Annotated in this window: 25 protein-coding genes; 13 read left to right on the top strand and 12 right to left on the bottom strand. The window is 69.2% G+C overall.

Annotation, left to right across the window (positions count from 1 at the left end; all coding sequences use genetic code 11):
- The first annotated feature begins 68 nt into the window (after positions 1 to 68).
- Complete coding sequence (locus tag ACLJRM_RS26630; RefSeq protein WP_101610503.1) at positions 69 to 824, top strand: Pr6Pr family membrane protein; 756 nt, start codon at positions 69 to 71, stop codon at positions 822 to 824.
- On the opposite strand, the gene ACLJRM_RS26635 is transcribed toward ACLJRM_RS26630, so the two are convergent.
- The 3 genes from ACLJRM_RS26635 to ACLJRM_RS26645 all read right to left on the bottom strand — a co-directional run bounded on the left by ACLJRM_RS26635 (position 768) and on the right by ACLJRM_RS26645 (position 2,867).
- Positions 768 to 1,997: an NADH:flavin oxidoreductase/NADH oxidase family protein gene (locus ACLJRM_RS26635; protein WP_410664586.1), complete on the bottom strand. Its 1,230-nt coding sequence runs from the start codon at positions 1,995 to 1,997 to the stop codon at positions 768 to 770. The two genes, ACLJRM_RS26630 and ACLJRM_RS26635, sit on opposite strands and share 57 nt — an antisense overlap.
- Before the next feature lie 73 nt (positions 1,998 to 2,070).
- Positions 2,071 to 2,322, bottom strand: coding sequence for a hypothetical protein (locus ACLJRM_RS26640; RefSeq protein WP_233222968.1), 252 nt, complete (start codon positions 2,320 to 2,322; stop codon positions 2,071 to 2,073).
- Between the two features lie 68 nt (positions 2,323 to 2,390).
- On the bottom strand, positions 2,391 to 2,867 hold the full coding sequence (locus ACLJRM_RS26645; RefSeq protein WP_410664587.1) for a DUF309 domain-containing protein: 477 nt from the start codon (positions 2,865 to 2,867) through the stop codon (positions 2,391 to 2,393).
- 35 nt (positions 2,868 to 2,902) lie between these two features.
- Here ACLJRM_RS26645 and ACLJRM_RS26650 point away from each other — a divergent pair, with 35 nt between their 5' ends.
- Both ACLJRM_RS26650 and ACLJRM_RS26655 read left to right on the top strand, forming a co-directional pair.
- Positions 2,903 to 4,342 carry a GuaB1 family IMP dehydrogenase-related protein gene (locus ACLJRM_RS26650; protein WP_101610506.1) on the top strand — a complete coding sequence of 480 codons (1,440 nt, stop codon included), beginning with the start codon at positions 2,903 to 2,905 and terminating at the stop codon, positions 4,340 to 4,342.
- Positions 4,343 to 4,374: 32 nt separating this feature from the next.
- On the top strand, positions 4,375 to 5,406 hold the full coding sequence (locus ACLJRM_RS26655) for a glycosyltransferase family 2 protein (RefSeq protein WP_233222967.1): 1,032 nt from the start codon (positions 4,375 to 4,377) through the stop codon (positions 5,404 to 5,406).
- A gap of 28 nt (positions 5,407 to 5,434) precedes the next feature.
- Here ACLJRM_RS26655 and ACLJRM_RS26660 read toward each other — a convergent pair whose 3' ends face one another.
- Entirely contained in the window at positions 5,435 to 6,721 is a 1,287-nt protein-coding gene (locus ACLJRM_RS26660; protein WP_410664734.1) for a PhoH family protein, read from the bottom strand.
- Positions 6,722 to 7,450: 729 nt separating this feature from the next.
- On the opposite strand from ACLJRM_RS26660, the gene ACLJRM_RS26665 reads away from it, so the two are divergent.
- Positions 7,451 to 7,699 (top strand): hypothetical protein, encoded by a 249-nt coding sequence (locus tag ACLJRM_RS26665; RefSeq protein WP_101610508.1) that lies wholly within the window; start codon positions 7,451 to 7,453, stop codon positions 7,697 to 7,699.
- 70 nt (positions 7,700 to 7,769) lie between these two features.
- Here the strand turns inward: ACLJRM_RS26665 and ACLJRM_RS26670 are convergent, their stop codons facing one another.
- Positions 7,770 to 8,546, bottom strand: a complete 777-nt coding sequence (locus ACLJRM_RS26670; protein WP_168214410.1) for an isoprenyl transferase — start codon at positions 8,544 to 8,546, stop codon at positions 7,770 to 7,772.
- A 132-nt stretch (positions 8,547 to 8,678) separates the two neighbouring features.
- On the opposite strand from ACLJRM_RS26670, the gene trhA reads away from it, so the two are divergent.
- Positions 8,679 to 9,320, top strand: coding sequence for a PAQR family membrane homeostasis protein TrhA (trhA, locus tag ACLJRM_RS26675; protein ID WP_101610510.1), 642 nt, complete (start codon positions 8,679 to 8,681; stop codon positions 9,318 to 9,320).
- A gap of 23 nt (positions 9,321 to 9,343) precedes the next feature.
- Positions 9,344 to 9,778, top strand: a complete 435-nt coding sequence (locus ACLJRM_RS26680; protein ID WP_101610511.1) for a VOC family protein — start codon at positions 9,344 to 9,346, stop codon at positions 9,776 to 9,778.
- Between the two features lie 5 nt (positions 9,779 to 9,783).
- On the opposite strand, the gene ACLJRM_RS26685 is transcribed toward ACLJRM_RS26680, so the two are convergent.
- Complete coding sequence (locus tag ACLJRM_RS26685) at positions 9,784 to 11,313, bottom strand: FAD-binding oxidoreductase (RefSeq protein WP_410664588.1); 1,530 nt, start codon at positions 11,311 to 11,313, stop codon at positions 9,784 to 9,786.
- Positions 11,314 to 11,516: 203 nt separating this feature from the next.
- Here ACLJRM_RS26685 and ACLJRM_RS26690 point away from each other — a divergent pair, with 203 nt between their 5' ends.
- Together ACLJRM_RS26690 and ACLJRM_RS26695 are read left to right on the top strand one after the other, a co-directional pair.
- The gene (locus ACLJRM_RS26690; RefSeq protein ID WP_101613502.1) at positions 11,517 to 11,894 is read left to right on the top strand and encodes a pyridoxamine 5'-phosphate oxidase family protein; all 378 of its coding nucleotides are present in this window, start codon (positions 11,517 to 11,519) and stop codon (positions 11,892 to 11,894) included.
- A 38-nt stretch (positions 11,895 to 11,932) separates the two neighbouring features.
- Positions 11,933 to 12,679 (top strand): potassium channel family protein, encoded by a 747-nt coding sequence (locus tag ACLJRM_RS26695; RefSeq protein WP_410664589.1) that lies wholly within the window; start codon positions 11,933 to 11,935, stop codon positions 12,677 to 12,679.
- Here the strand turns inward: ACLJRM_RS26695 and ACLJRM_RS26700 are convergent.
- The 3 genes from ACLJRM_RS26700 to ACLJRM_RS26710 all read right to left on the bottom strand — a co-directional run bounded on the left by ACLJRM_RS26700 (position 12,636) and on the right by ACLJRM_RS26710 (position 17,421).
- Positions 12,636 to 14,522: an acyl-CoA dehydrogenase gene (locus ACLJRM_RS26700; RefSeq protein ID WP_410664590.1), complete on the bottom strand. Its 1,887-nt coding sequence runs from the start codon at positions 14,520 to 14,522 to the stop codon at positions 12,636 to 12,638. The genes ACLJRM_RS26695 and ACLJRM_RS26700 overlap by 44 nt on opposite strands.
- 133 nt (positions 14,523 to 14,655) lie before the next feature.
- Positions 14,656 to 15,216 carry a hypothetical protein gene (locus tag ACLJRM_RS26705; RefSeq protein WP_410600747.1) on the bottom strand — a complete coding sequence of 187 codons (561 nt, stop codon included), beginning with the start codon at positions 15,214 to 15,216 and terminating at the stop codon, positions 14,656 to 14,658.
- Positions 15,217 to 15,414: 198 nt separating this feature from the next.
- Positions 15,415 to 17,421 carry a thioredoxin domain-containing protein gene (locus ACLJRM_RS26710; protein WP_410664591.1) on the bottom strand — a complete coding sequence of 669 codons (2,007 nt, stop codon included), beginning with the start codon at positions 17,419 to 17,421 and terminating at the stop codon, positions 15,415 to 15,417.
- Between the two features lie 63 nt (positions 17,422 to 17,484).
- Between ACLJRM_RS26710 and ACLJRM_RS26715 the strand changes: the two genes are divergently transcribed.
- A complete protein-coding gene (locus tag ACLJRM_RS26715; RefSeq protein ID WP_410664592.1) occupies positions 17,485 to 18,852 on the top strand; it encodes a 3' terminal RNA ribose 2'-O-methyltransferase Hen1 in 1,368 nt (455 codons plus the stop codon).
- Positions 18,849 to 21,341 carry a polynucleotide kinase-phosphatase gene (locus ACLJRM_RS26720; protein ID WP_410664593.1) on the top strand — a complete coding sequence of 831 codons (2,493 nt, stop codon included), beginning with the start codon at positions 18,849 to 18,851 and terminating at the stop codon, positions 21,339 to 21,341. Before ACLJRM_RS26715 ends, ACLJRM_RS26720 begins: the two co-directional genes overlap by 4 nt.
- Before the next feature lie 72 nt (positions 21,342 to 21,413).
- Here ACLJRM_RS26720 and ACLJRM_RS26725 read toward each other — a convergent pair whose 3' ends face one another.
- Positions 21,414 to 21,758, bottom strand: coding sequence for a hypothetical protein (locus tag ACLJRM_RS26725; RefSeq protein ID WP_101610519.1), 345 nt, complete (start codon positions 21,756 to 21,758; stop codon positions 21,414 to 21,416).
- Entirely contained in the window at positions 21,759 to 22,658 is a 900-nt protein-coding gene (mca, locus tag ACLJRM_RS26730) for a mycothiol conjugate amidase Mca (RefSeq protein ID WP_101610520.1), read from the bottom strand. It lies immediately after the preceding gene.
- A 145-nt stretch (positions 22,659 to 22,803) separates the two neighbouring features.
- Here mca and ACLJRM_RS26735 point away from each other — a divergent pair, with 145 nt between their 5' ends.
- The 3 genes from ACLJRM_RS26735 to ACLJRM_RS26745 all read left to right on the top strand — a co-directional run bounded on the left by ACLJRM_RS26735 (position 22,804) and on the right by ACLJRM_RS26745 (position 24,847).
- Positions 22,804 to 23,259: a DUF4307 domain-containing protein gene (locus ACLJRM_RS26735; RefSeq protein ID WP_101610521.1), complete on the top strand. Its 456-nt coding sequence runs from the start codon at positions 22,804 to 22,806 to the stop codon at positions 23,257 to 23,259.
- Positions 23,260 to 23,460: 201 nt separating this feature from the next.
- On the top strand, positions 23,461 to 23,961 hold the full coding sequence (gene greA / locus ACLJRM_RS26740) for a transcription elongation factor GreA (RefSeq protein WP_101610522.1): 501 nt from the start codon (positions 23,461 to 23,463) through the stop codon (positions 23,959 to 23,961).
- A gap of 82 nt (positions 23,962 to 24,043) precedes the next feature.
- Positions 24,044 to 24,847 (top strand): MBL fold metallo-hydrolase, encoded by an 804-nt coding sequence (locus tag ACLJRM_RS26745; protein ID WP_410664594.1) that lies wholly within the window; start codon positions 24,044 to 24,046, stop codon positions 24,845 to 24,847.
- Here the strand turns inward: ACLJRM_RS26745 and ACLJRM_RS26750 are convergent.
- Positions 24,844 to 25,317 carry an Lrp/AsnC family transcriptional regulator gene (locus ACLJRM_RS26750; RefSeq protein WP_101610524.1) on the bottom strand — a complete coding sequence of 158 codons (474 nt, stop codon included), beginning with the start codon at positions 25,315 to 25,317 and terminating at the stop codon, positions 24,844 to 24,846. The two genes, ACLJRM_RS26745 and ACLJRM_RS26750, sit on opposite strands and share 4 nt — an antisense overlap.
- Positions 25,318 to 25,328: the final 11 nt, after the last annotated feature.

Raw genomic sequence — 25,328 nt, forward strand, 5'->3', positions numbered from 1 at the left:
CCCCGATCGAGTGGCGGCACCCGGTGGTGACGGGACGTCGCGGGCCGGTCACCCATAAAGTAGACAGAATGCAGGCTTCCAAGATCGCGCGTGCCTGGTTCGGCGCGACCGCGCTGGTGGTGATCGCCGGGCTCGCCGCCCAGATCCCGGTCTCGGCGGGCACCGAGGGCGGCAGCTTCCACACCCCGGCCGGGCGGGTGGCCAACCTGCTGGCCTTCTTCACCATCGATTCGAACATCCTGGTCGGCGTCGGCAGCCTGCTGCTCGCGCTCGGTGTCGCGGGCCGGTCGACCCTGTTCGGCGTGCTGCGGCTCACCGGCCTCGTCGGCATCACCGTGACCGGCGTCGTCTTCCAGGTCGCGCTCGCCGACCTCTACGAACTGCACGGCTGGGCCGTCTTCGCCGACACGATGCTGCACAAGGTGTCGCCGCTGATGTGCGTCGCGGGCTGGCTGCTGTTCGGGCCGCGAGGCCAGCTGTCGTGGCGGGTCCTGTCCTGGTCGCTGCTGTACCCGCTGGTCTGGCTCGCCGTCACGCTGGTGCGCGGGGCGATCATCGGGTTCTACCCGTACCCGTTCGTCGATCCGGGCATCAACAGCTATGGCGGTGTCGCGTTCAACTGCGTGCTGATCGGCGTGCTGTTCATCGGCCTCGCGGCGGCCGCGGTCGGCTTCGACCGCACCTTCAGCCGCCGGGACGAGCAGGACGAGAATTGGGGCTGGGAGCGCAGCTCCTCCGTTGAGGGCGGAGGTGGGGGCATGGATGGACTAGCCCCGGACCCGCCGGAAGGCGTTGAGCGGATCCGCGACGCCGGCACGTACTAGCGTCCGCACCGCGCCGAGCCGCCGGTCCACCGGTTTCCCGGCCGCGACGCGGTGCATCTGCTGGGTGTGCCACTGGATTTCGAGCAGGCTGTCGGCCAGCCGGATGCCCGTCTTAGGGGCCTTGCGCTCGGCGCGGGCGTCCTCGCCTGCCAGCAGACGGCCGGGCAGCGCCGGATCGACGACCAGCGGCCTGCCGAGACCGATGACGTCCAGCGCGCCGGAACGCAGCGCCTCCGCCATCCCCTCCGGGCTGGTGAAGCCGCCGGTGACCATCAGCGCGACGTCGGTGACCTGCCGCGCTTTCGCGGCGTAGTCGAGGAAGTAGGCCTCCCGGCTGACGGTGCTCGCCTTGCCGGAGCCCATCATGGCGGCCTTCTCGTAGGTGCCGCCGGAGACTTCCAACAGGTCGATGCCCGCTTCACCCAGTTCGCGGACGACTTCGAGCGACTCTTCCTCGCTGAAGCCGCCGCGCTGGAAGTCCGCGCTGTTGAGTTTGACCGCGATCGGCACGGCGTCTCCGACCTCGCCCCGGATCCGGGCGACCACTTCCAGCAGGAACCGGCGCCGTCGCACCGCGTCGCCGCCCCAGCCGTCGGTGCGCCGGTTGGTCAGCGGTGAAAGGAACTGGGAGACGAGGTAGCCGTGCGCCCCGTGGATCTGGACACCGGTGAACCCCGCCTCGACGACGGTGCGCGCGGCGACGCCGAACCGGTCGATGATCGCTTCGATCTCGTCGCCGGTGAGCGCCCTCGGCGTCGCGAACACCGAGCGGATGCCACGGTCGCCGAACGGCACCGCGGACGGCGCGACCGGCTCACGGGACAGGAAGCGCGGGCTCTGACGGCCGGGATGGTTGAGCTGAACCCACAGCCGGGTCTCGGTCCCGTCGGCCGACCGCGCCCACGGCTTGAACTCCGTCGCGTCCGGTTCCCGCGGCACCGCGACGTTGCGCGGTTCGCCGAGCGCGGTCGGATCGACCATGACGTTGCCGGTGATCAGCGTTCCGGCGCCGCCTCGCGACCACGTCCGGTACAACTCGGCCAGTTCGGCGGTCGGCCGGTTGCGGCGGTCGCCGAGCTGCTCGCTCAGCGCGGCCTTGGCCAGCCTGTTCGGCAGGAGCGCGCCGCAGCGCAGTTTCAGCGGCTCGGCCAGCAATTCCTTGGGCTCGCTCATCGCGCCTTCTCCCGCCGTTACCTACTAGCCAGTATCCCTACTCGAAGTAACATACTCGCGGTATGTCGAGTACTCAAGATGCGCCGAGACCGAAGGGGTTGTCGATCACGTAGCGCCAGAGCGCGAGGATCATGCCGTTCGCGGCCCGGCGTTCCGCACCGGTCACCTGCACACCGTCACGGCGGACGAACACGGCGTCCGGTTCGTAGATCATGTCGAGGATTTCGGCGGATCCAGCCTCCGCGAGCTGATGAGCGGCGCCCGGTCCTTCAGCGACCTTCGCTCCGCGTTGCCCGACCTGTCCGCGAAGGTGCTGACAGAACACCTCGGCTCACCCCGGCCGGGCGGGCACTGCGGCCGCTGCTGATCGAGCTGTACCGCTCCGGCTCGGCGCTACAGGCCCTGGCCCAGTAGGCGAGGCGGAACCGGCTCGACCCGGATCCGCACCTTCACTTCTCCGGCCATCTCCCGCGCCCATGCCTGCAGGCCGGGGATGTCGATCCCGTGCGGCCTGGCCTGGCGGAACGGCTCGATGTTGTCCGCACCCCGTTCCAGCAGCGACGCCGCGCCGTTCCCGTTCCCCCTGGCCGCGTGGGTCAGGCCCACGGCGAGCTGCGCGAGGGCACGCCAAAGCTCGCGCTCGGCCCCGTCGGTGGCCTTCCACGCGTCCTCGAACACCTCGTGCGCGTGAAACGGGCGGCCCGCGTCGAGCAGGCGCTGGGCTTCGGCGATCGTGTCCTCGGGGGCCCGCTCGATGCCCTCGGGCTGTCGTTCGACACCGTCGGCGCCGTACGGGAGCGGCCTCCCGAGACCGTCCCGAGGGCGCGCGTTGCGTGCTCGTCCGGCTTCGTCACGGTCCCGGTCGGTCATGCCGCCATTGTCCCACGCGGGTATCCTGGGGACTCGTGCGCTTTCTCGACGGGCATCGGCCCGCTCACGACCTGACCTACGACGACGTGTTCCTCTTGCCGAACCGTTCGGACGTGGAGTCCCGCTTCGACGTCGACCTGTCCACTGTGGACGGCACCGGCGCGACGATCCCGATCGTGGTGGCCAACATGACCGCCGTCGCCGGCCGCCGGATGGCCGAGACGGTCGCCCGCCGCGGCGGGCTCGTCGTCCTTCCCCAGGACGTCGACGTCGCCGCGGTCGCCGACATCGTCACCTGGGTCAAGAGCCGTCACACCGTGTGGGACACCCCGCTCGTGCTGACCGGCGGAGACGCGGTGGCCGACGCCCTGAACCTGGTGGGCAAACGCGCCCACGGCGCCGTCGTCGTGGTGGACGAGGACGGCAAGCCGGTCGGCATCGTCGACGAAACGGCCTGCGCCGGCGTCGACCGCTTCGCGCGGCTCGCCGACGTCGCGGAGCCCGCGCTCGTCACGGTCCCGTTGGACACCCCGCCGCGCGAGGTGTTCGAGCGCCTGCACGCCCACGGCGGCGGTCTCGCGCTCGGCATCGACGAAAACGGCAGGCTCGCGGGCGTCCTGACCGAGATCGCGGCGCTGCGCGCGGAGATCTACGCCCCGGCCGTCGACGGCGGCGGCAACCTGCGCGTCGCCGCCGCGATCGGCGTGAACGGCGACGTCGCGGCGAAGGCCGAGGCCGTCCTCGCGGCGGGCGTCGACGTGCTGGTCGTCGACACCGCGCACGGCCACCAGGAGAAGATGATCTCCGCGCTCAAGGCCGTCCGGTCGGTGAACCCGCGGGTCCCCGTGGTCGCCGGGAACGTGGTCACCGCGGAGGGCACACGCGACCTGATCAACGCGGGCGCGGACGTCGTCAAGGTCGGTGTCGGCCCCGGCGCCATGTGCACCACGCGGATGATGACCGGCGTCGGCCGCCCGCAGTTCTCCGCCGTCGCCGAATGCGCGGCCGCGGCCCGCGAACTGGGCAAACACGTCTGGGCGGACGGCGGCGTGCGGCATCCGCGCGACGTCGCGCTCGCCCTGGCCGCCGGAGCGTCCGCGGCCATGGTCGGCTCGTGGTTCGCCGGCACCCACGAGTCCCCCGGCGACCTGCGCTACGACGAGCAGGGCAAGCCGTACAAGGAATCGTTCGGCATGGCGTCCAAGCGCGCCGTCGGCGCCCGCACCCGGACGGACAACGTCTTCGAACGCGCCAAGAAGGGCCTGTTCGAAGAGGGCATCTCGGCGTCGCGGATGGCGCTGGACCCGGCTCGCCCCGGCGTCGAGGATCTGCTCGACTCCATCGGCTCCGGTGTCCGCTCCGCCTGCACGTACGCGGGCGCCCGGACGCTCGAGGAGTTCCACGAGCGCGCGCTGCTCGGCATCCAGTCCGCCGCGGGTTTCGCGGAAGGACGCCCGCTGCCCGCGGGCTGGTGATCCGGGGCCCCGGAAGCACTAGGGTGCACCGGGTGAAGCGCCTGAGACGGACCGTGGCGGCGGCGGTGGACCGCCGCCACGAGGACAGCGACGTGCTCGCCGAACTGCGTTCCGTGGTCGCGGCCCAGGCCGCGGAACTGGAGCGGTTGCGCGCGAAACTGGAGCACCACAACGCCTGGTTGGAGGACCACGACCGGGCACTGCGGGACGGTGACGCGCGCACCACCACGGTCGAGGCCAAGCAGGAGGCCATCGGCTCGCGGCAAGAAGCGCTCGACGGCTGGCTCGGCGGCCACGACACCGCCTTCGAAGGCCTTCATCTCCGGACAGGCCGGCTCGAAGCCGCCCGCGCCGTTCAGACCTTCACCCAGTGGCTAGAGCCGCTGGAACTCGCCGCCACCCCGAAGATCTCCGTCGTCCTGCCCACGCACGATCGCGCCGGGCTGCTGCCCCGCGCGATCGAGTCGGTCCTCGCGCAGCGTTACGAGAACTGGGAACTGATCGTCGTCGACGATGCCAGTTCGGACGCCACGCCCAAAGTCCTCGCGGCCCTCGAAGATCCGCGTATCCGCACGATCCGCGTGGCGCACAACAGGGTCAGCGCCGCACGCAACGCCGCGCTCGCCGTGGCGACCGGCGACGCCGTCGCCTACCTCGACGACGACAACACCATGCATCCCTTGTGGCTCAAGGCGTTGGCGTGGGCGTTCGGCGAGCACCCGGAGATCACCGTCGCGTACGGCGCGTACGTCATCGACGACGTCGAAGGTCTGCCGGAGCTGCTGCTGAAGCCGTACAGCCGCGAAGCCCTGCTCAAGGAGAACCTCGCCGACACCGGCGCCGTCGCCCATCGCGCGGGCTTGACGGAAGCCCGCTTCGACGAGTCACTGGTCGAAATGGACGACTGGGATCTCCTGCTGAGCCTCACCGCCGATCGCGATCCGCTCGTCGTCCCGGCGATCTCCTGTTTCTACTCCACGGCGGCGCCGGACCGCCTTTCCCACGGTCCGAGTCACGAGGCCGATTCCGCCGCGGTGCGAAGGAAGCACGGGGAGTCCCCTTAGGACTGTCCCAAGAGGACTCCCCGATCGGCTATCCGTGGTCCTCCAGCATTTCGGTGACCAGCGCCGCGATCGGCGAGCGCTCGGAACGGGTCAGCGTGACATGCGCGAACAGCGGATGTCCCTTGAGCTTCTCGATCACCGCCGAAACGCCGTCGTGCCGCCCGACCCGCAGGTTGTCGCGCTGCGCGACGTCATGTGTGAGCACGACCCGCGAAGCCGTGCCGAGCCGCGAAAGCACGGTCAAGAGCACGTTGCGCTCCAAGGACTGCGCCTCGTCGACGATGACGAACGTGTCGTGCAGCGACCGGCCGCGGATGTGCGTCAGCGGGAGCACCTCGAGCATGCCGCGGTCGAAGACCTCGTCGAGGACGTCCTGGCTGACCAGCCCGCCGAGGGTGTCGAACACCGCCTGCGCCCACGGCTGCATCTTCTCGCTCTCGGAACCGGGCAGGTAGCCCAGTTCCTGCCCGCCGACCGCGTACACCGGCCGGAACACCACGACCTTGCGGTGCTGGCGGCGTTCCATCACCGATTCCAGCCCCGCGCAGAGCGCGAGCGCCGACTTGCCGGTACCGGCGCGCCCGCCCAGCGAGACGATGCCGACATCGGAGTCCAGCAGGAGATCCAGCGCCACCCGCTGCTCGGCCGACCGGCCGTGCAGGCCGAACGCCTCCTTGTCACCCCGCACGAGCCGGATCCGCTTGTCCGCGGTGACCCTGCCCAGCGCGCTCGAACTGCCCGCGAGCAGCCGCAACCCGGTGTGACAGGGCAGCTCACCGACCTCGGGCATCCCGAATTCCGCGGGATCCACGGAAGACCCGCTGAACAGCGCGTCGACCAGGGTCTGGGATACGTCCACATCCGCCATGCCCGTCCAGCCCGAGGGCGTCACCTCCTGCGCGCGGTACTCGTCGGCCTCGAGGCCGACGGCGCCCGCTTTGACACGCAGGGGGATGTCCTTGGTCACCAGCGTGACCGACGCGCGTTCCGCCGCCAGGTTGAGCGCACAGGCGAGGATGCGGTGGTCGTTGGAGTCGGTGCGGAAGCCGACCGGGAGCACCGTGGGGTCGGAGTGGTTCAACTCCACCTGCAGGGTGCCGCCGTGCTCACCGATCGGGATCGGCGCGTCGAGCCTGCCGTGCTGACGACGCAGGTCGTCGAGCATGCGAAGCGCTTCGCGCGCGAACCACCCCAGTTCGGGATGGTGACGTTTCGCCTCCAGTTCACTGATGACGACCAGCGGGAGTATGACCGCGTGTTCGGCGAAACGAGTCACCGACCAGGGGTCAGAGAGCAGGACCGACGTGTCGAGCACGTAAGTGGACCGCTGGGATTCGGGCGAGATCGAGGCTTTCTCCGGGCCAGGGGCACCGGTCGAAGAACGGCCAGAGGCCTTGCGGGGTGAACGCTGCGCAGTCACGACGGCATCTCCCTCGTGGGCGTGGCACCACGCCCGCACTCGCTGGGCCGGGCACCTCCCTGGCTAACCGCTCCTTCTGACGCTTTCCGCGTCAGTCGGCACGGCCGCGAGGGCCGGGTGCCGGCCCCCTCGTGCATCCACTGGGCGGCTGTGCCGCCCTGTCGACAACTGCCACGACCAGGGCCTCCCGTGAGAGTCCGCATGGGACGCGAACCCTCACTTTCGGAAGGTACCTGCGTCGGGGCGATCGCGCAGGCAGCCACCACGGTGATTCGCCAAACCGTCATCTCACTGTCGGTCGCGTGACATCAACACCTGGTCACCATCACGGTGCGTAGTGTCGATCACCATTCAGGGACGCTCGTCGACGTGACCCGGATGGATTAACGCGACAGAGGGCGTTCGCCTGATCGAAATCCGGGTTCTACCACGGTCGGTAGCGGAGCGCATTTTGCGTCCGAGACAGAGAACCGTACCGAGTGAAATGAACCTTTTTCGGCTCACACAATGGGATTACGAGGCGGTCACAAGACCTGAATAGCGAGTAATTTTCTCACTGCGGGACACACCCACCGGATCTCCGTGCCCCGGATCCCTGAATATCTCTACCAAGGAGTGTGCGCAGTGCTGAAGAAGGCTGGTTTCGTTTCCGCCGTCGCCGCGGGTCTCATGATGGTCGGCGGAACCGCGTTCGCCGCGACCGGTGACACCACCGGTACCCCGGACCCCACGTTCGGTGACGCCTACAACACCTTCATCGAGGGCGGTGGCGCACTGGGCTACGGTGCCGCTTCCCTGGTCGCCGGCGCCTACACCGGTGTCCTCACCAGCCCGGCCCTGGTCCTCCACTCGCTGGAGCACCACCACCACTGATCTTCGGTGTGGACGTCGAAGGCCCCGGAAGTGCACTCCGGGGCCTTCGTCTTGTCCGAAGTCAGGTACCTCAGGAACCGAAGCGCCGATGCCGCCAGGCGTAATCACGCATGGCGCGGAGGAAATCGACCCGGCGGAATGCGGGCCAATACGCTTCGGTGAACCAGAATTCCGAATGGGCCGATTGCCAGAGCAGAAATCCGGAAAGCCGCTGCTCACCCGAGGTGCGGATAATCAGATCCGGATCGGGCTGGCCCGAGGTGTACATGTGTTCGGAAATATGGTCGACGTCCAGGATCTTCGCGAGTTCGCGGATCGAGGTGCCCTCGTCGGCGTGCTGGAGCAGGAGCTTGCGGACCGCGTCGGCGATCTCCTGACGCCCTCCGTAACCGACCGCGACGTTGACCTCCATCCCGGAACGCCCCTCAGTGCGCTCCGCGGCCGCGCTGAGGGCCTTCGCGACCTCCGGCGGCAGCAGGTCAAGGGCTCCCACGATGCGGAGCCGCCACGGCGTGTTCGGCGCGGCGAGTTCGTCGGTGACGTCGGTGATGATCTTCAGCAAGGGGCTCAGTTCCTCGGCCGCGCGGCCGAGGTTGTCGGTCGAGAGCAGCCACATGGTGACGACCTCGACGTCGGCCTCGTTGCACCAGCTCAGGAAGTCGGCGATCTTCTTGGCGCCGGCGCGGTGGCCGTCGGCGACGTCGGTGAAGCCCGCTTCGCGCGCCCAGCGACGGTTGCCGTCCAGCATGATGGCGATGTGGCGTGGATGGCGCCCCTTGGCCTGCTGGATCAGGCGCCTGCCGTAGGCGCTGTACACGACGTCTGACAAGAAGGACCGAAGACTCACGCCAGTGGAGAGTAGTCACCCCGCGGGCCTCAGTGGGACGCGCCACGGAGACTGGTAAAAAACCTACGGTGCCGTAACCTGGGAGGAGTGAGCGTAGAGTCCGAACAGCAGCCGTCCGGCCCCGCGCCCTTGGTGGACACGCGTCCGCGCCTGCGCGGGCACATCCACTTCTGGTCCTTCTTCGTCGCAGTCGCCGGCGCCGTGACCCTGATCAGTCTCGCCGCGTCCACAGTGTCACCTATAGCCGCTTTGTCCACTTCGGTCTACGGGCTGACCGTGCTCGGTCTCTTCGGCGTCAGCGCGCTGTATCACCGTCGCTTGTGGAGCCCACGAGCATACGAATGGATGAAGCGCGCCGACCATTCGATGATCTTTCTCTTCATCGCGGGCACTTACACGCCGTTCACCCTTCTGGCGATGTCCCAGCCGACCGGGTACATCGTGCTGGCGATCGTGTGGGGCGGCGCGATCGGCGGCGTCACCCTGAAGATGCTGTGGCCGAACGCGCCTCGTTGGCTGGGCGTGCCGATCTACATCGCACTGGGCTGGGTCGCCGTCTTCGTCCTGCCCGAATTGGGCGCGCACGCCGGTGTCGCGGCGCTCGTCCTGCTCTGCGTCGGCGGGCTGTTCTACACGCTGGGCGCGGTGTTCTACGCCGTCAAGTGGCCGAACCACTTCCCGGACACCTTCGGGTACCACGAGTACTTCCACGCCTGCACGGTGCTGGCGGCCAGCTCGCACTACGTCGCGATCTGGCTGGCGATGTACGCCTGACACCTCGCCACTAGGGTGAGGTGATGGGGACGATCAGGCAGGTCCAAATCACTTTCGACTGCGCGTCACCCGAGCGCGTCGCCCGGTTCTGGTGCGAGGTGATGGGTTACGTCGTACCGCCGCCCCCGGAGGGCTTCGCGAGCTGGGACGCGTACAACGACTCGCTGCCGCCGGAGGACCGGGACAAGGGCTTCGTCTGCAGTGATCCCACCGGGGCGGGCCCGCGGATGTACTTCCAGCGCGTTCCCGAGGGCAAGGTCGTCAAGAACCGGGTGCATCTCTGTGTGCGGGTCGGCACTGGGCTCGTGGGCGCCGAACGCCTCGCCGCCCTCGAAGCCGAGCGCGATCGGCTGATCCCGCTCGGCGCGGTCTGCGAACGCGTGATGCTCGCCGACGAGGAGAACGAGTCCTGCATCGTCATGCAGGACATCGAGGGCAACGAGTTCTGTCTCGACTGAGCGGTTCAGATCCCGAGCGCGTGGGTGAAGACGTTCCGCGGATCCCATCGCGCCTTCACCTGCCGCAGACGCGGGTAGTTGCCCTGGTAGTACAGCGTCTGCCAAGGCACGCCGGACGTGTTCCAGGCCGGATCGGCCAGGTCGACGTCGGGATAGTTGATGTACGAACCGTCGTCGACCGGCACGCCACCGGTCGACGAGTAGACGTCCCGGTAGAACTCCCGCACCCAGGCCAGGTTCGCCGCGTCATCGGACTGCTCCAGCCAGAGTGAGCTGTAGACCGCCTTCATGATCGCCCCGCGCTGCGCGATCGCGGTCGCCTCGGGGGCGACGGCGCCGACCTGGCCGCCGTAGCCGACGAGCTGCATCCCGCCCTGGACCGTGGTCTCCCCGCTCAAGTGCCGCCGAATCGCCGCGATCTGGGCATCGGTGAACGACCGGTTCAGGTACGCGGCCTTGATCTTGTACCGGCGCGTCGCCACATCGCCGGGTTGCCCGAGGCCCGGCCAGGTCGTCATGTGCGACCACGGCGACTTGTGCCGATAGGTGTACGCGGGCTCGACCCCGAGCCCGGTGACGAGATCGGTCACCAGCTGATCCACGCCGGGGAGGTCGGCGTCGGCTTGAACGGTCAGTTCGAAGCTTCCGTTGTTGCGGTGCTTCAGGTCGAGGATCGGATACAGACCGGCGTTCGGCGAGCCGGGGGCGCTGTTGCGTTCCATCCAGGTACCGAAGTTCCGCAGGACCCGGGTGAGCGCCTGTTCGTCCCAGGACCAGACGGCCAGACAGGTCAGCATCTCCCGCGGTTGCGGAGGCAACAGCCGGGCCGGATCGGTGCCGGTGGCGCCGGGCGAGCGGAGCCAGTAGCGCGTCACGACGCCGAAGTTGCCTCCGCCGCCACCGGTGTGCGCCCACCACAAGTCTTGGTTCCGATCGCGCGACGCGACGACCGCGCGCACGCCCGCCCGGTCCGCCACCACCACCTCGACGGCTTCCAGGTGATCGACCACGGCGCCGTACCGACGCGACAGCGGACCGTACCCGCCGCCGGCGATATGCCCGCCCGCGCCGACCTCCGGGCAGCCGCCCGCCGGGATCGTCACGCCCCAACCGCGGCCGAGGGTTTTGTACACCTGCCCGAGGGTCGCGCCGGGTTCGACGAAGAACGCGCGGCGTACGGGATCGAAGCCGACGGCGTCCAATTGCGACAGATCGATCAATGTCCGCGCCGCCGGATCGGCCGTGAAGTTCTCGAAACAGTGCCCGCCGCTGCGGACCGCGACCCGCCGCCCCGCGCGGACCGCGTCCGAAACCGCGCGCACGACCTGGCCTGTGGTTCCGGCCAGCCGGACTTCGTCGGGGTCGCCGACGAACCGGAAGTTGTTGGCGCGTACCAAACCGTCGTAACGCGGGTCGCCGCGCCGGATCGTCAGCGGGCCGGACTCGGCCGCGTCGGCGGCTCCCGCGAGGCCGATGGTCGCTCCGACGGCGGCCGCGCCGGCCAGCACTCCGCGTCTGCTCAACTCGTTTCCCATGCGGTTCAGCGTCGCGGGATCGAGGACGGCGCGCCTCAGCCGAACGCGGGGGACGCAGGCGGAAACGACGGGTCAGCCGGAGGTATGGCGCGATCAACTGTTCGGCTGGGTGGGTCGTGACCAGGACGGACACACGCGTGTTCCCTCTGGCACAAGAAAGTGCCTTCTTCCCAGCCCCCACCACAGGAACCATGATCGTCGTCATGGCCAAGAACGCACCGCCCCGCGCCCTCGACGACGCCGCCCTCAGCGCCTTCCTCGCCGAGCACACCTTCGGCGCCCTCGCGACCCTCAAGCGCGACGGCCGTCCGCATCTCTCCACCGTCGTCTACAAGTGGGATCCCGAGACCCGCGAGATCCGGATCAGCACGACCGAAGACCGTCTGAAGGTCAAGCAGATCCGTAACAATCCGCACGCGTCCCTTTACGTCTCCAGCGCCGATCACTGGAAATTCGCCGTCGTGGAAGGGGAAGCGGAACTCTCCGAAGTCGTCCGGACACAGGAAGACCCGGACGAGCGCAGGCTTTTCATCACCCTCAAAACCGGGAAACTCTATGGCACAGCCCTCGACATCGCTTAACGTACGCACCTGGAAAAGGCCAGGTGAGGAGACGCCCGATGTGGGAAAAGCGGATGGAGTGGCCGCTCAACGCCGCCGCCGTACTGTTCCTGGCCGCCTACGCGTGGCCGATCCTCCAACCCTCGCTCGGGCACACCGGCCGGGTCTGGTGCGAGGTGGTCACCTGGATCTCCTGGTCGGTCTTCGCCCTGGACTACGGCGTCCGCCTCAAACACGCTGAGGACAAACGGGATTTCCTGAAGAACAACATCTTCGACCTGTTGATCATCGTGCTCCCGCTGATCCGGCAGCTGCGGCTGCTCCGGCTGGTCACGGTGCTCAACGTCCTCAACCGCAACGCGGGCTTGTCGCTGCGCGGCCGCGTCGTGATCTACACGGTGGGCGCGACGGCGCTCATCGTGTTCTGTTCGGCACTCGCCGTACTCGACGCCGAACGCGCCGCGCCGGACGCGCCGATCTCCGACTTCCCGGACGCGGTGTGGTGGTCGATCACGACGATCACCACGGTCGGCTACGGCGACCGGTACCCCATCAGCGGCACCGGCCGCGTCGTCGCGGTGGGACTGATGGTGGCCGGGATCGCCCTGCTCGGTGTGGTCACCGCGACGCTGGCGTCGTGGCTGATCCGCCGGGTGACCGAAGCCGACGAGAGCGCGCAGGCCGTCACTCGCGAGCACCTCGACGAGCTGACCCGCGAGGTCAAGGCGTTGCGGGTCGAGCTCGCCGAGCAGCGTGCCGGGCTCAGTCCTGCAGCATCGGAGCCGCTAGGTACTGCTCGGGGATAGCGAAGGCGTCCACGAGCGTCCGCGCGTGCGGGCGCAGGTCGGCGCACAGCGCGTTCACCGCGGCGGTGACGGCCTTCGAGCGCCCCGAGGTCAGGCGTCCGTGTTCGAGGAACCAGCCTCGATCCGCCTCGATGTTCGCGAGCGCGTAGAGGTCGCAGACGCGCTCGAGCAGTTCCCGCGCCTCCGCGTCGGCACAGCGCTCGATCGCGCCGATGAACGCCTCCAGCACCACCCGGTCGACGTGCACTCGTCCGGCGCGCAGCACGTGGTCCTGCGCGTCATTGAAAACACCGAAGGGATCCGACGCGGCCTTACGCAGACGTTGCGCGACCCCGCCGAGTACGTGCTCTTCTCGGTCTTCGAACAGCTTCAGGTGCCATTCCCGCGAGTAGAGGACGTCGCTGTCGTCGGCGTCGGTGAGCCGCTCGACGACCTTGCGCGCCGACGTCCGTTCGATCACGGCCTCGACGAACTGCTCCGCCACGAACCGCGCGGTCGCGAGCGGGCTCAGGTCTTCGAAATGGTCCTTGTAGCTGGTCAGCAGGCCCTTCGCGACCAGCTGCAGCAGCACGGTGTTGTCACCCTCGAAGGTGGTGAAGACATCCGTGTCGGCCTTCAGCCCGGCGAGCAGGTTCTCCGAGAGGTAGCCGGAGCCGCCGCACGCCTCGCGAGCGGCCTGGATGGTGGCCGTCGCGTGCCAGGTCGAGACGGCCTTGATCCCGGCGGCCCGCGATTCCAGCTCTCGCTGCTCTTCCTCCGGCGCGTCCTCGGCGATGTCGTGAAGTGTCGAGACGAGCGCTTCCTGTGCGAAGTGCAGTGCGTACGACGTCGCCAGCGCGGGCAGCAGTTTCCGCTGGTGGGCGCGATAGTCGAGGATCACGACCTCGTCACCCTCGGGCCGCGCGAACTGCCGCCGCTGCTCGGCGTACCGGACGGCCAGCGCCAAAGCGCGCTTCGTCGCGCTGCCGGCACTGCCCGCGACGCTGACCCGTCCGCGGATCAGCGTGCCGAGCATCGTGAAGAACCGGCGGCCGTCGCTTTCGATCGGGCTCGTGTACGTACCGTCCTCGGCGACATCACCGAACCGGTTGAGCAGCGCCTCGCGCGGAACCCTCACCTGGGTGAAAGTGAGCCGTCCGTTGTCGACGCCGTTGAGGCCCGCCTTGCGCCCGCAGTCCTCGATCTCGACACCGCTCGCGCCCTCACCGCGGATCGGCACCACGAACGCGTGCACGCCGCGCGACTCGCCGCCGGTGATCAGCTGCGCGAACACGACCGCGACTTCGCCGTCGCGGGCGGCGTTGCCGATGTACTCCTTCATCGCGCCGCGGTCCGGCGTGTGCACGACGAACTCGCGCGTGGCCGGGTCGTAGGTCGCGGTGGTGCGCAGGTGCTGGACGTCCGAGCCGTGGCCGTGCTCGGTCATCGCGAAGCAGCCCAGCAGGTCCAGGTCCTTGATCTCGCGCAGGTAGCGCTCGTGGTGACGCTCGGTGCCGAGCAGCTGCACCGCGCCGCCGAACAGTCCCCATTGGACGCCTGCCTTGACCATCAGCGAGAGGTCGCCGAACCCCAGCATCTCGAACGACATCACCGAACCGCCGACGTCGCCGCCACCGCCGTGCGCCGGGTCGAAGCCGAGTCCCGGCCGGTCGGTGCGGGCGAGCAGCCGCAGCCAGTCGAGGACCTGCGCGCGGTGTGCCTCGACGTCGAGGTCGACGGGGTCCTTGAAGTCCTCCGCGGCCATCTGCGCGCGTACTGCGCGGCGAAGCCCGGCCCACCGTCCATCGAGGACGGTGGTCAGCGCGTCCGGGTCGATCTTCGCGGGAAGTCCTGGTGTGTCCACGATTCCTCCGATGCGGTGCGGTCTGCGCTCAGCCTGCCGCACCGCATCGGGGGGCGCAGCACGAATCGGACCGGCTTCCCCAGTTCGGCAACCCTCGGACGTCGAACACCGCTTGCCCGCGGAGACGCCCGCCTCAGGAAAGGTCCGGTCCCTGTGAGCGGAGATCGTCGACCTTGGTCATCGCTTCCCGGAGCTCGGCGAGCCACGTGTCCGCGTGCTCCCCGACCAGCCGGACCGCCCAGGCCAGCGCCTCGGACCGCGACCGCGCGACGCCTGCGTCGACGAGGGTGTCGAGGACCAGGCGTTCGGGCTGCCGCAGCCTGGTCATGACCGGCGCCGAATGCGTGGTGAACAGGTGCCTCGTGCCACCGAGGCTCGCGCCCCAGGCGACCTTGCGCTGATACCGGTGCTCGGCCTGGCGCGCGATCTCGATCCGCTCGTCGCGGGTCTCCTCGCGGAACCTGCTGATCCGGCCGTCTTCGGCCGCCGCGCGGGCGGCGTCGTCGGCGTAGTCACCGGTGAGCGGCTGGAGTTCGCCGACGATGACGATCTCCTCGCGATCCACCGTGACCTGGGGGTCTCCGGTGAACCAGCCCTCCGGGAGCCGTCCGCCGAACCACGCCGCCGCGTCGTCCGCCGAGGGGGTCTCCGCCTGCTGCCAGCCGCCCCGGCCCTTCCAGCCACCGCGTCCCATATGCCTCGCCGTCCTGAAGTAGGTGTGCATGCTCGCCTCCGCGATTACATGATTACAACGCTACCGACGCTACGCTCGCAACGGCCGAAAGACAGCCGTGTTCTCCCCCGGCGAAACCTGCGGTCGACGGTCCCCCGCGCGCTAGGAAAGGCCCGTTACTTGCAAAATTTGCAAGTAACGGGCCTTTCCTAGCACTGCTCAGCCGAGCTGGGCGCGCAGTTCCTCCGCCGTCGTGACCGGGCGCTCGCACACGTACCCGCGGCACACGTAAGCGGCAGCGCCACCCTCGACCAGCGGGCGGTCGGCGAGCAGCGGCACGCCGTCGGCATCCGGAGTCCCGCTCACGACCACAGCGCCGTCCGGCAGCGCGGAGAGAGCCGCGGCCAGCAAGTCCGAGCGCGAAGCGGCATCCGGACCGACGACGGCCACCTGCACCGGGCCGGCAGCGGCGGCTTCGGCTGTGGTCAGCCAGTGCCCGGCGAAACGCGGCGCGCGCGAGGCGAGCAGTCCAGAGCGGGACAGCGCCTGCTCGGCCGCCTCGCGGTAGCGGCCCACCTGGTCGTGCCCGGCCAGCACGGACGCGGTCAGCAACGCGTTCGCCAGCGCCGAGGCTCCCGACGGGCTCGCGTTGTCGGTCGGGTCGGAGGGCCGCTGCACCAGCACCTCCGCGTCGTCGGCCGTGTCGTAGTAGGCACCCGGCGAGTCCGGGACGCCGAAATGCGCCAAGGCGAGGTCCAACAAGGTGATCGCGTCGGCGAGCCACCGCGGCTCTCCGGTCGCCTGGTGGAGTTCGAGCAGCCCCTCGGCGAGACAGGAGTAGTCCTCCAGCACCCCGGCCGTCGTGCCGACGACGCCATCGCGCGAGGTTCGCCGCAGTCGTCCGTCCACGAAATGGGTGTCCATCAGGAAAGCCGCCGCGCGGGCGGCCGCATCGATCCACTGTGGACGGTCGAGCCGGGCGCCCGCCTTGGCGAGCGCGCCGATCGCGAGCCCGTTCCAGGCGGCGATGACCTTGTCGTCACGGGCGGGCTGAGGGCGTCCGTCCCGCGTGGCCAGCAGGGCGCGGCGGACGCGCTCGTAACGCAATTCGTCCTCTGGATGCGGCTCACGCAGCCGCAGGGTCGACGCGCCGTGCTCGAAGTTGCCCCGCTCGGTCACCTGGAACAGCTCGGCCGCCCATGCGCCGTCCTCCTCACCGAGCACCTCGACGAGCTGCGCGGAGGTCCAGACATAGGTGAGCCCCTCGACACCCTCGGTGTCCGCGTCGAGCGAAGCGGCGAATCCGCCTTCGGCCGTCCCGAGATCACGCAGCAGGAACTCCGCGGTCTCCTCAACCGTCCGCCGCGCGTACGCGAGCCCGGTCACGCCGTGGAACTGAGCGTAGAAACGCAGGAGCAACCCGTTGTCGTACAACATCTTTTCGAAGTGCGGAACTTCCCAGCGCGCGTCGACCGAGTAGCGCGCGAAGCCACCGGCGAGCTGATCGTTGAGTCCACCGAGGGCCATCGCCTCCGCGGTGTGCGCGACGGGGCCGAGATCGGATCCGGTGCGCTCGTGGTGACGGAGCAGGAAGTTCAGCGCCATCGTCGGCGGGAACTTCGGCGCTCCCCCGAAGCCGCCGGTCTCGGCGTCGTATTCCTTGCGCAGCAGGGCGACCGCGGCGTCCAGCGCCGCGGCGTCCACAACGGACTCGGGCAGCGGGCCGCTCTTCTCCGTGAGATGGGCGATGATCTGCCGGGCGCCGGACCGCAGTTCGTCCGGACGCTCACCCCAGGCCTCGGCGACGGCGACGAGCAACTGGGAGAACGACGGCATCCCCGGCCGCGGCGACGGCGGGTAGTAGGTGCCGCAGTGGAACGGCTCGCCCTCCGGGGTCAGGAAACACGTCATCGGCCAGCCGCCCTGACCGGTCATCGCCTGCGTGGCCGCCATGTACACCGAGTCGATGTCCGGGCGCTCCTCGCGGTCCACCTTGATGTTGACGAAGTTCGCGTTCATCAGCGTCGCGGTGGCTTCGTCCTCGAAGGACTCGTGCGCCATGACATGGCACCAGTGGCAGGCCGCGTAGCCGACCGAAAGCAGGATCGGCACGTTCCGCCGTTTCGCCTCGGCCAGCGCCTCTTCTCCCCAGGGCCACCAGTCCACCGGGTTCTCGGCGTGCTGCAGCAGGTACGGACTGGTCGCGGCCTTCAGGCGGTTCGACATGCCATCAGGGTCGCACGCGGAAAAGCGGGCGCGCGGAACGGCCGTCTGCGCGACACTGACGCGGTGTTGCTGACCATGACGACCACCCGGACACCCGCCACCGACCTGGGCTTTCTCCTGCACAAGCATCCGGAGAAGGCGCAGTCGTTCACGCTCTCGGCCGGGACGGCGCACGTTTTCTACCCCGAAGCGGCCGAAGAGCGCTGCACCGTCGCCCTGCTGGCCGAGATCGACCCGATCGAGCTCGTGCGCGGCGGCGGGACGTCGTTGACCCAGTACGTCAACGACCGGCCGTACGCGGGCGGCTCGTATCTGGCGGTGGCGCTGCGGGCCGTTTTCACCACCGCGCTGGCCGGCCGGTGCGCGAACCGGCCGGAGCTGGTCGACGAGCGCTTCCCGCTGGAGATCCACGTGCCGTCACTGACCGCGCGCGGCGGCGCCGAGGTCGTCCACAAGCTGTTCGAGCCGCTGGGCTGGCAGGTCGAGGCCGAGCCCATCCCGCTCGACCCCGAATTCCCGCGGTGGGGCGATTCCCGCTACGTCGATCTCCGGCTGACCGGGACGCAGCGCGTCGTCGACGCGTTGCGGCACCTGTACGTCCTGCTGCCCGCGCTCGACGGCGACAAGCACTACTGGATCGGCCAGGACGAGGCCGACAAGCTGCTGAGGGTCGGCGAGGGCTGGCTCGCCGGACACCCGGAACGGGAGCTGATCACCAACCGGTACCTCGAACGGCGTCGGCCGATCGTCTCGTACGCGCTCGAGCGGCTGGCCGAAGCGGACGACGTTCCGGCCGAGGCCGAAGCGCTGGTCACCGAGCTGCCGGACCGGCCGGAGCCGCTGGCCGTCCAGCGCCACGGCAGTGTGCTCGCGGCGCTCCGGGCCGCGGGTGCGAGGCGCGTGCTCGACCTCGGGTGCGGCGCGGGCGCGCTGCTGCGCGTGCTCCAGAAGGAACCGTCGTTCACCGAAATCGTCGGCGTCGACGTGTCCGCGAGCGCGCTCGACATCGCCGACAAACGGCTCAAGGACAAGGCCCGGATCACCCTCCGGCAGTCCGCGCTGACCTACGCGGATCCGTCGCTGGCCGGATACGACGCGGCCGTGCTGATGGAGGTGATCGAGCACGTCGACGAGGAGCGCCTGCCCGCGTTGGAGCACGCCGTTTTCGGCGTCGCCGCACCGCGGACCGTGCTCGTCACGACGCCGAACGCCGAGTTCAACCGGCATTTCGAGTTCCTCGAAGAGGGCCGCTTCCGGCATGCCGACCACCGTTTCGAATGGACACGCGAGCAGTTCCGTTCGTGGGCCGAGGGTGTCGCGTCCCGGCGCGGCTACGAGGTCCGGCTGCTCCCGGTGGGACCGGAGTCCCAGGAATCAGGACCGCCGACCCAAATGGCGGTCTTCACGTCTCGAAAGGAGGCCGTGGCATGAAACTGACCATTCCCGACATGTCCCTCGTCGTGCTCGTCGGGGCCTCCGGCTCCGGCAAGTCCACCTTCGCGCGGACGCATTTCGCGCCGACTCAGGTGTTGTCCAGCGACTACTTCCGCGGTCTGGTGGCCGACGACGAGAACGACCAGAGCGCGTCGGCCGCCGCTTTCGACGTGCTCCATTACGTCGCGGCGAAGCGGCTCGAAGCCGGACGGGTCACCGTCATCGACGCGACGAACGTCCAGCGCGCCTCCCGGGCGAGCCTGCTGAAACTGGCGAAGGAGTACGACGTCATGCCGACGGCGATCGTGCTGGACCTGCCGGTCAAGCTCTGCCACGAACGCAACGAGTCCCGGCCGGACCGCGACTTCGGCGAGCACGTCGTCCGCCGCCAGCGCGGCGAGCTGCACCGCTCGCTGAAGTCGTTGGAGCGCGAGGGTTTCCGCCGCGTGCACGTGCTGCGGAGCGAAGCCGAGGTCGCCGAAGCGGAGATCGTCGTCGAGCCGCTGCGCAACGACCGCCGCGATCTGACCGGGCCGTTCGACGTCATCGGCGACGTCCACGGCTGCCGCGAGGAACTGGAGGAACTCCTCACCGAACTGGGTTACGCCGACGGCGTGCACCCCGAAGGACGCACCGCGGTGTTCGTCGGCGACCTCGTCGACCGCGGACCCGACACCCCGGGCGTGCTGCGCCGCGTGATGGCGATGGCCGAGGCGGGCAGCGCGCTGGTCGTCTGCGGGAACCACGAGCAGAAACTGGTCCGCGCGCTGAACGGGCGCAAGGTCAAGGTGGCGCACGGCCTCGCGGAGTCACTGGAGCAGCTCGCCGCGCAGGACGAGGAATTCCGTGCCGAGGCGCGGGAATTCTGCGACGGCCTCATCGCGCACTACGTCCTCGACGGCGGCAAGCTCGTCGTCGCGCACGCGGGCCTGCCCGAGAAGTTCCACGGGCGCGCGTCCGGTCGCGTACGGAGCACCGCGCTGTACGGCGACACCACCGGCGAGACCGACGAGTACGGCCTGCCGGTGCGGCTGCCGTGGGCGCGCGACTACCGCGGGACCGCGACAGTCCTCTATGGACACACGCCGACGCTGGAGCCGGAGTGGGTCAACGGGACCATGTGCCTCGACACGGGCTGTGTCTTCGGCGGCAAGCTGACCGCTTTGCGTTACCCGGAGCGGGAAGTCGTCTCGGTGAAGGCGAAGAAGGTCTGGTACGAACCGGTGCGCCCGCTCGAACCGGAGCGGCCGCTGGACGGACGCGAGCCCGCGGTACTGGAACTGGGCGACGTCACCGGGAAGCGGATCGTCGAGACCCGCCACCACGGCCGGGTCGGGGTCTCCGCCGAGCAGTCGGCGGCGGCACTGGAGGTGATGAGCCGGTTCGCCGTCGACCCGCGCTGGCTGCCGTACCTGCCGCCGACCATGGCGCCCTGTGCGACGTCCGCCCTGGACGACTACCTCGAACACCCCGAGGAGGCCTTCGCCGAGTTCCGCGCGGCGGGCGTCCAGTCGGTCGTGTGCGAAGAGAAGCACATGGGATCGCGGGCGATCGTGCTCGTGTGCCGTGACGAGGACGTGGCTCCCGCGCGGTTCGGGATCCGGGGACCCGGCGCGGTGTACACCCGCACCGGGCGGCCGTTCTTCGCACCCGAACAGAACGCACGGCTGCTCGACGGCGTCCGCGAAGCCGCGTCGGCACTGTTCGACGAGCTGGACACCGGCTGGCTGCTGCTCGACGCGGAGTTGCTGCCGTGGAGCGCGAAGGCGGGCTCGCTGATCTCGGACCAGTACGCGTCCGTCGGCGCGGCGGCCCAGTCCGTGCTGCCCTCGGCCGTCGCTTCACTGGACGCCGCGGCCGCTCGCGGGGTCGACGTCTCGGAGCTTTTGGCGCGGACGCGGGTGCGCGAGTCCGCCGTCGACGCGTACCGGCGGGCCTACCGGCGCTACTGCTGGCCGACCGACGGCCTCGACGGCGTCCGGCTGGCGCCGTTCCAGGTGCTCGCGTCGGAAGGGAAGTCGTACCACGACCGGCCGCACGACTGGCATCTCGCGCGGCTGGACCGGCTCACCGGCGACCTGTTCACGCGCACGCGGACCCTGTCGGTCGACACCACCGACCCGGCGTCGGTGGCGCGCGGCGTCGAATGGTGGCTGGACCTGACCGGCGCGGGCGGCGAGGGCATGGTCGTCAAACCGGCGGCGAACCTTTCGCGCGGCACGCGGGGCCTGGTGCAGCCGGGAGTGAAGGTGCGCGGGCGGGAGTACCTGCGGATCATCTACGGGCCGGACTACACGCTGCCGGAGAACCTCGCGCGGCTTCGCAAGCGGGGGCTGAACCGGAAGCGGGCGCTGGCGCTGCGCGAGTACGCGCTGGGGCTGGAGGCGCTGGAGCGGCTGGCGCGCGGGGAACCGTTGTGGCGGGTGCACGAATGCGTGTTCGCGGTGCTGGCGATGGAATCGGATCCGGTCGACCCTCGCCTTTGACTCGGTCCGGAAACGCTATGAAAGGCCCGTTACTTGCAAAATTTGCAAGCAACGGGCCTTTCATAGCAGCGCTCAGTCAGATTTGACGGCCGGCTTCTCCGCGGCCCGAGCGGCGGCAGGCTCCTCGACGACGGCCTTCTCGACAGAAGTCTCGTCGGCGGGCGTCTCCGAAGCGGCGTCCGACGTAGCGGCGGGCTCGTCGAAGCTCTCCGGGAGCCGCTTCAGGTGCTTGGTCATCGACCGCACCAGCAGCGCGACAGCGATCAGGAACAGGATAAGGATCAGGAAACCCACCGGCGACGACTTGCCGAAGTCCTCACCCTGGCCGCCGTTGTCGCCGTTGCCGGGCTGCTGTGCCAGGAACTGCGACGACACCGTCACTCCGACGACGGCGAACGCCGGCACGACAAAACTCATTTAGCCCACCTTCTCCTTCAAACCGGCGAACAGATCGTCCTCCGGCAGGGTGCTGTCCACCAGTGAGCGGACCAGCTCGTACTCCTCGGTCGGCCAGACCTCGCGCTGCAGGTCGCGCGGGACGGCGAACCAGCGGCTGTTCGGGTCGATCTGGGTGGCGTGCGCCTTGAGGGCCTCGTCACGCTGCTCGAAGTAGTCGCCGCACTCGACGCGGGTGGTCACCCGGTCCATGACGTCGGCCTTCTCCGGGTCCCACGACTTGAGCCACTCTTCGTACGGTGACTCGATGCCACGCGCGAGCAGGCCCTCGTGGAACACGGTCATCCTGGCGCGCGAGAACCCGTGCACGTAGTAGAGCTTCAACGGCTGCCACGGCTCGCCCGCGTCCGGGTAGCGCTCCGTCTCGCCCGCGGCGTCGAAGGCCGCGACCGAGATCTCGTGCGTGCGGATGTGGTCGGGGTGCGGGTACCCGCCGTTCTCGTCGTAGGTGACGATCACGTGCGGGCGGAACTCGCGGATGACCTTCACCAGGGCACCGGTGGACTCTTCGAGCGGGACGACCGCGAACGAGCCTTCCGGGACCGGCGGCAGCGGATCGCCCTCGGGAAGGCCCGAGTCGAGGTAGCCGAGCCAGACGTGGCTCACGCCGAGGATCTTGGCCGCGCGGGCCATCTCCTCCCGGCGGATCTCGGTCATGTTGGCCAGTACGTCGGGACGGTCCATGGCGGGGTTCAGCACGCTGCCCGCTTCGCCACCGGTACAGGTCACGACCATGACCTCGTGCCCTTCGGCGGCGTACCTGGCCATCGTGGCGGCACCCTTGCTCGACTCGTCGTCGGGGTGCGCGTGCACCGCCATCAGGCGGAGGCGTGACTTCGGCGGTTCATCGGCTAGCACCATGCTCCGAACGTCCCCTTCTCGTTCCCTATTCCCCTGCGACCCTGCCTGACGGCCCGCCCGACCGGGCGCGGATACTCGAGGGGAACCACTCGCATACGACCCCATTGTCCCTGCGAGCACGACGACACCAACCGGGAGGCCCGGGTTGAGCACGGGACAGGACGCTCCCACCGCGGAAAGCGCCCGGACGGACTCACTGGACGCCCGGTACGGCAAGACCCGCGCCGCGCGCCCCGCCCGCTGGCGGCGCCTGGTGTTCGGCGTGATCGCACTGCTGGTCAGCGGCGGTATCGCTTACGCCATGTACCTGAACTTCGGCAGCGCGCCCATCGACGGCGAACGCGTCTCATTCGCCGAGAAGCCGGGCGACGCGATGGAGATCACGATCAACGTGACCAGGGACGACGTGAACCGCCCGGGGGTGTGCGTCGTCCGCGTCCGTGACAAGGCGGGCGCGGAAAGCGGCCGCAAAGAGGTCCTGATTCAGCCTGGTTCGAAGAACAGCAGGGTGACAACCACCATCAAGAGCATCGGAAAGCCCGTCACGGCTGATATCTTCGGGTGCTCATACGACGTACCACGGTACCTGTCAAGGCCATAGCGGCCAACGGGGTGAAACGGGCGCCCAACGCCGAGGCGCGACCGAATTCCACCGGCGGCGATGCCTCGCGCCGTGTTACTCTGATCTACCGGCACGGCCCAAGACGGGCCGTGTTTTTCCTTTTATCTCACCCAGGTCGGCACGCCATGCCGAACCTGGCGGCCGGCTTGAACACCCAAGCCTGGCAGGCCCCACGAGGAGATGGTGACCGTGAGCGACACAAAGGTGACCTGGCTGACCCAGGATGCCTACGACAGGCTCAAGCAGGAACTCGACCACTACATCGAGCTCCGCCCGGTCATCGCTGCGAAGATCAACGACAGCCGGGAAGAGGGCGACCTCAAGGAGAACGGCGGTTACCACGCCGCCCGCGAAGAGCAGGGCCAGCACGAAGCCCGCATCCGCCACCTCCAGGAGCTCCTCCGTTCGGCCAAGGTGGGCGAGCCGCCCGCCAACGACGGCAGCGCGGGACCGGGCAAGGTCCTCACCGTCCGCTACGACGGTGACGACGAAGACGAGAACTTCCTCTTGGCGACGCGCGAAGAGGGCACAGAGGGCGGTCTGGACGTCTACTCACCGGAGTCCCCGCTCGGCAAGGCGCTGCTCGGCGCCAAAGAGGGCGAGACCCGTGAGTACGAGCTGCCCAACGGCAGCATCCAGAAGGTGACGCTCGTGAAGGCCGTGCCGTACACCGACAAGTGAGTCTCCGCGCGCCCGGCCCGATATGGCCGGGCGCGCATATGAGCCGTTAGCGTTTCCGTCCAGATCAACCTGGAGGGAAACGATGAGCGAGCTACCGATCTGCGTCGCCTGTGGCATGCAGTACGCGGAACCCCGGTCCGACTGCCCGATCTGCGAAGACGAACGTCAATACATCCCGCAGGCCGGACAACAGTGGACCGATCTGAACACCATTCGCGCCAGCGGCACGTACACGGCCCGCGTCGAAGAGCAGGGACCCGGTCTCATCGGAGTCGGGTCCACGCCCAATTTCGCCATCGGCGAGCGGGCGTTGCTGATCAAGGCCGAATCCGGCAACTTCCTGTGGGACTGCGCGGGCTTCATCGACGACGACCTCGTCGCGAAGGTCCGCGAACTCGGCGGGATCACCGGCATCGCGATCAGCCATCCGCACTACTACACCACCATGGTCGAGTGGGCCCACGCCTTCGACGTGCCCGTCTACCTGCACGAGGGCGACCGGCAGTGGATCGGCAGGCCGGATCCGGCGATCAAGCTGTGGAGCGGCGCGACCCTCGACGTCGCCCCAGACTTGCGGCTGATCAACCTCGGCGTGCATTTCGCCGGCGGGACCGTGCTGCACTGGCCCGGCGGGGAGAACGGCCGCGGCGCGCTGCTTTCGGGCGACATCCTGCAGGTCGTCCCGGACCGCCGCTTCGTCGGCATGATGTACAGCTACCCGAACCTGATCCCGGAGCGCCCGGAGATCGTCCGCCGCGCGGCCGAGATGCTCGAACCGTACGAGTTCCAGGCGATCTACGGCGCCTGGTGGGACGCGATCATCCGCACCGACGGGCACGAGGCCGTCCAGCGGTCGGCCGCGCGGTACCTGCACCAAGTGCGCTAGTTCCGCGCCAGCCGTTCGAGCAGCGGCCGTACGCGCGGCGGAACCGGCGTCGACAACGCGATCGACGTCGACGTCCGCCGCACGTACGGCGCGCCGACCACCTCGTCCACCACCCGCTGCAGGTCGTCGTTGTTGCGAGCCACCATCCGCACGAAAAGGTCGCCCTGGCCTGTCGTCGCGTGGACCTCGCACACCTCGTCGATCGCGGACAGCGCCTCCGCGACCTCGGCCCGGCGGCCCTGCGCGATCTCCAGGACGGCGAACGCGGTGAGGCCGTATCCCATCGCCGCGAGGTCGAGTTCGGGCGGGAATCCGCCGAGGATCCCTCGTTCGGTCAGCCGGTCCAGCCGGGCCTGCACGGTGCCCCGCGCGACGCCGAGACGCCGTGCGCATTCGAGCACTCCGAGCCGGGGCGAGTCGGTGAGCAACAGCAGGAGCCGCGCGTCCAGCTCGTCGAGCACTTCCGACATCGTGCCTACCT

Source organism: Amycolatopsis sp. lyj-84 (genome assembly GCF_046549075.1).
Classification (GTDB): Bacteria; Actinomycetota; Actinomycetes; order Mycobacteriales; family Pseudonocardiaceae; genus Amycolatopsis.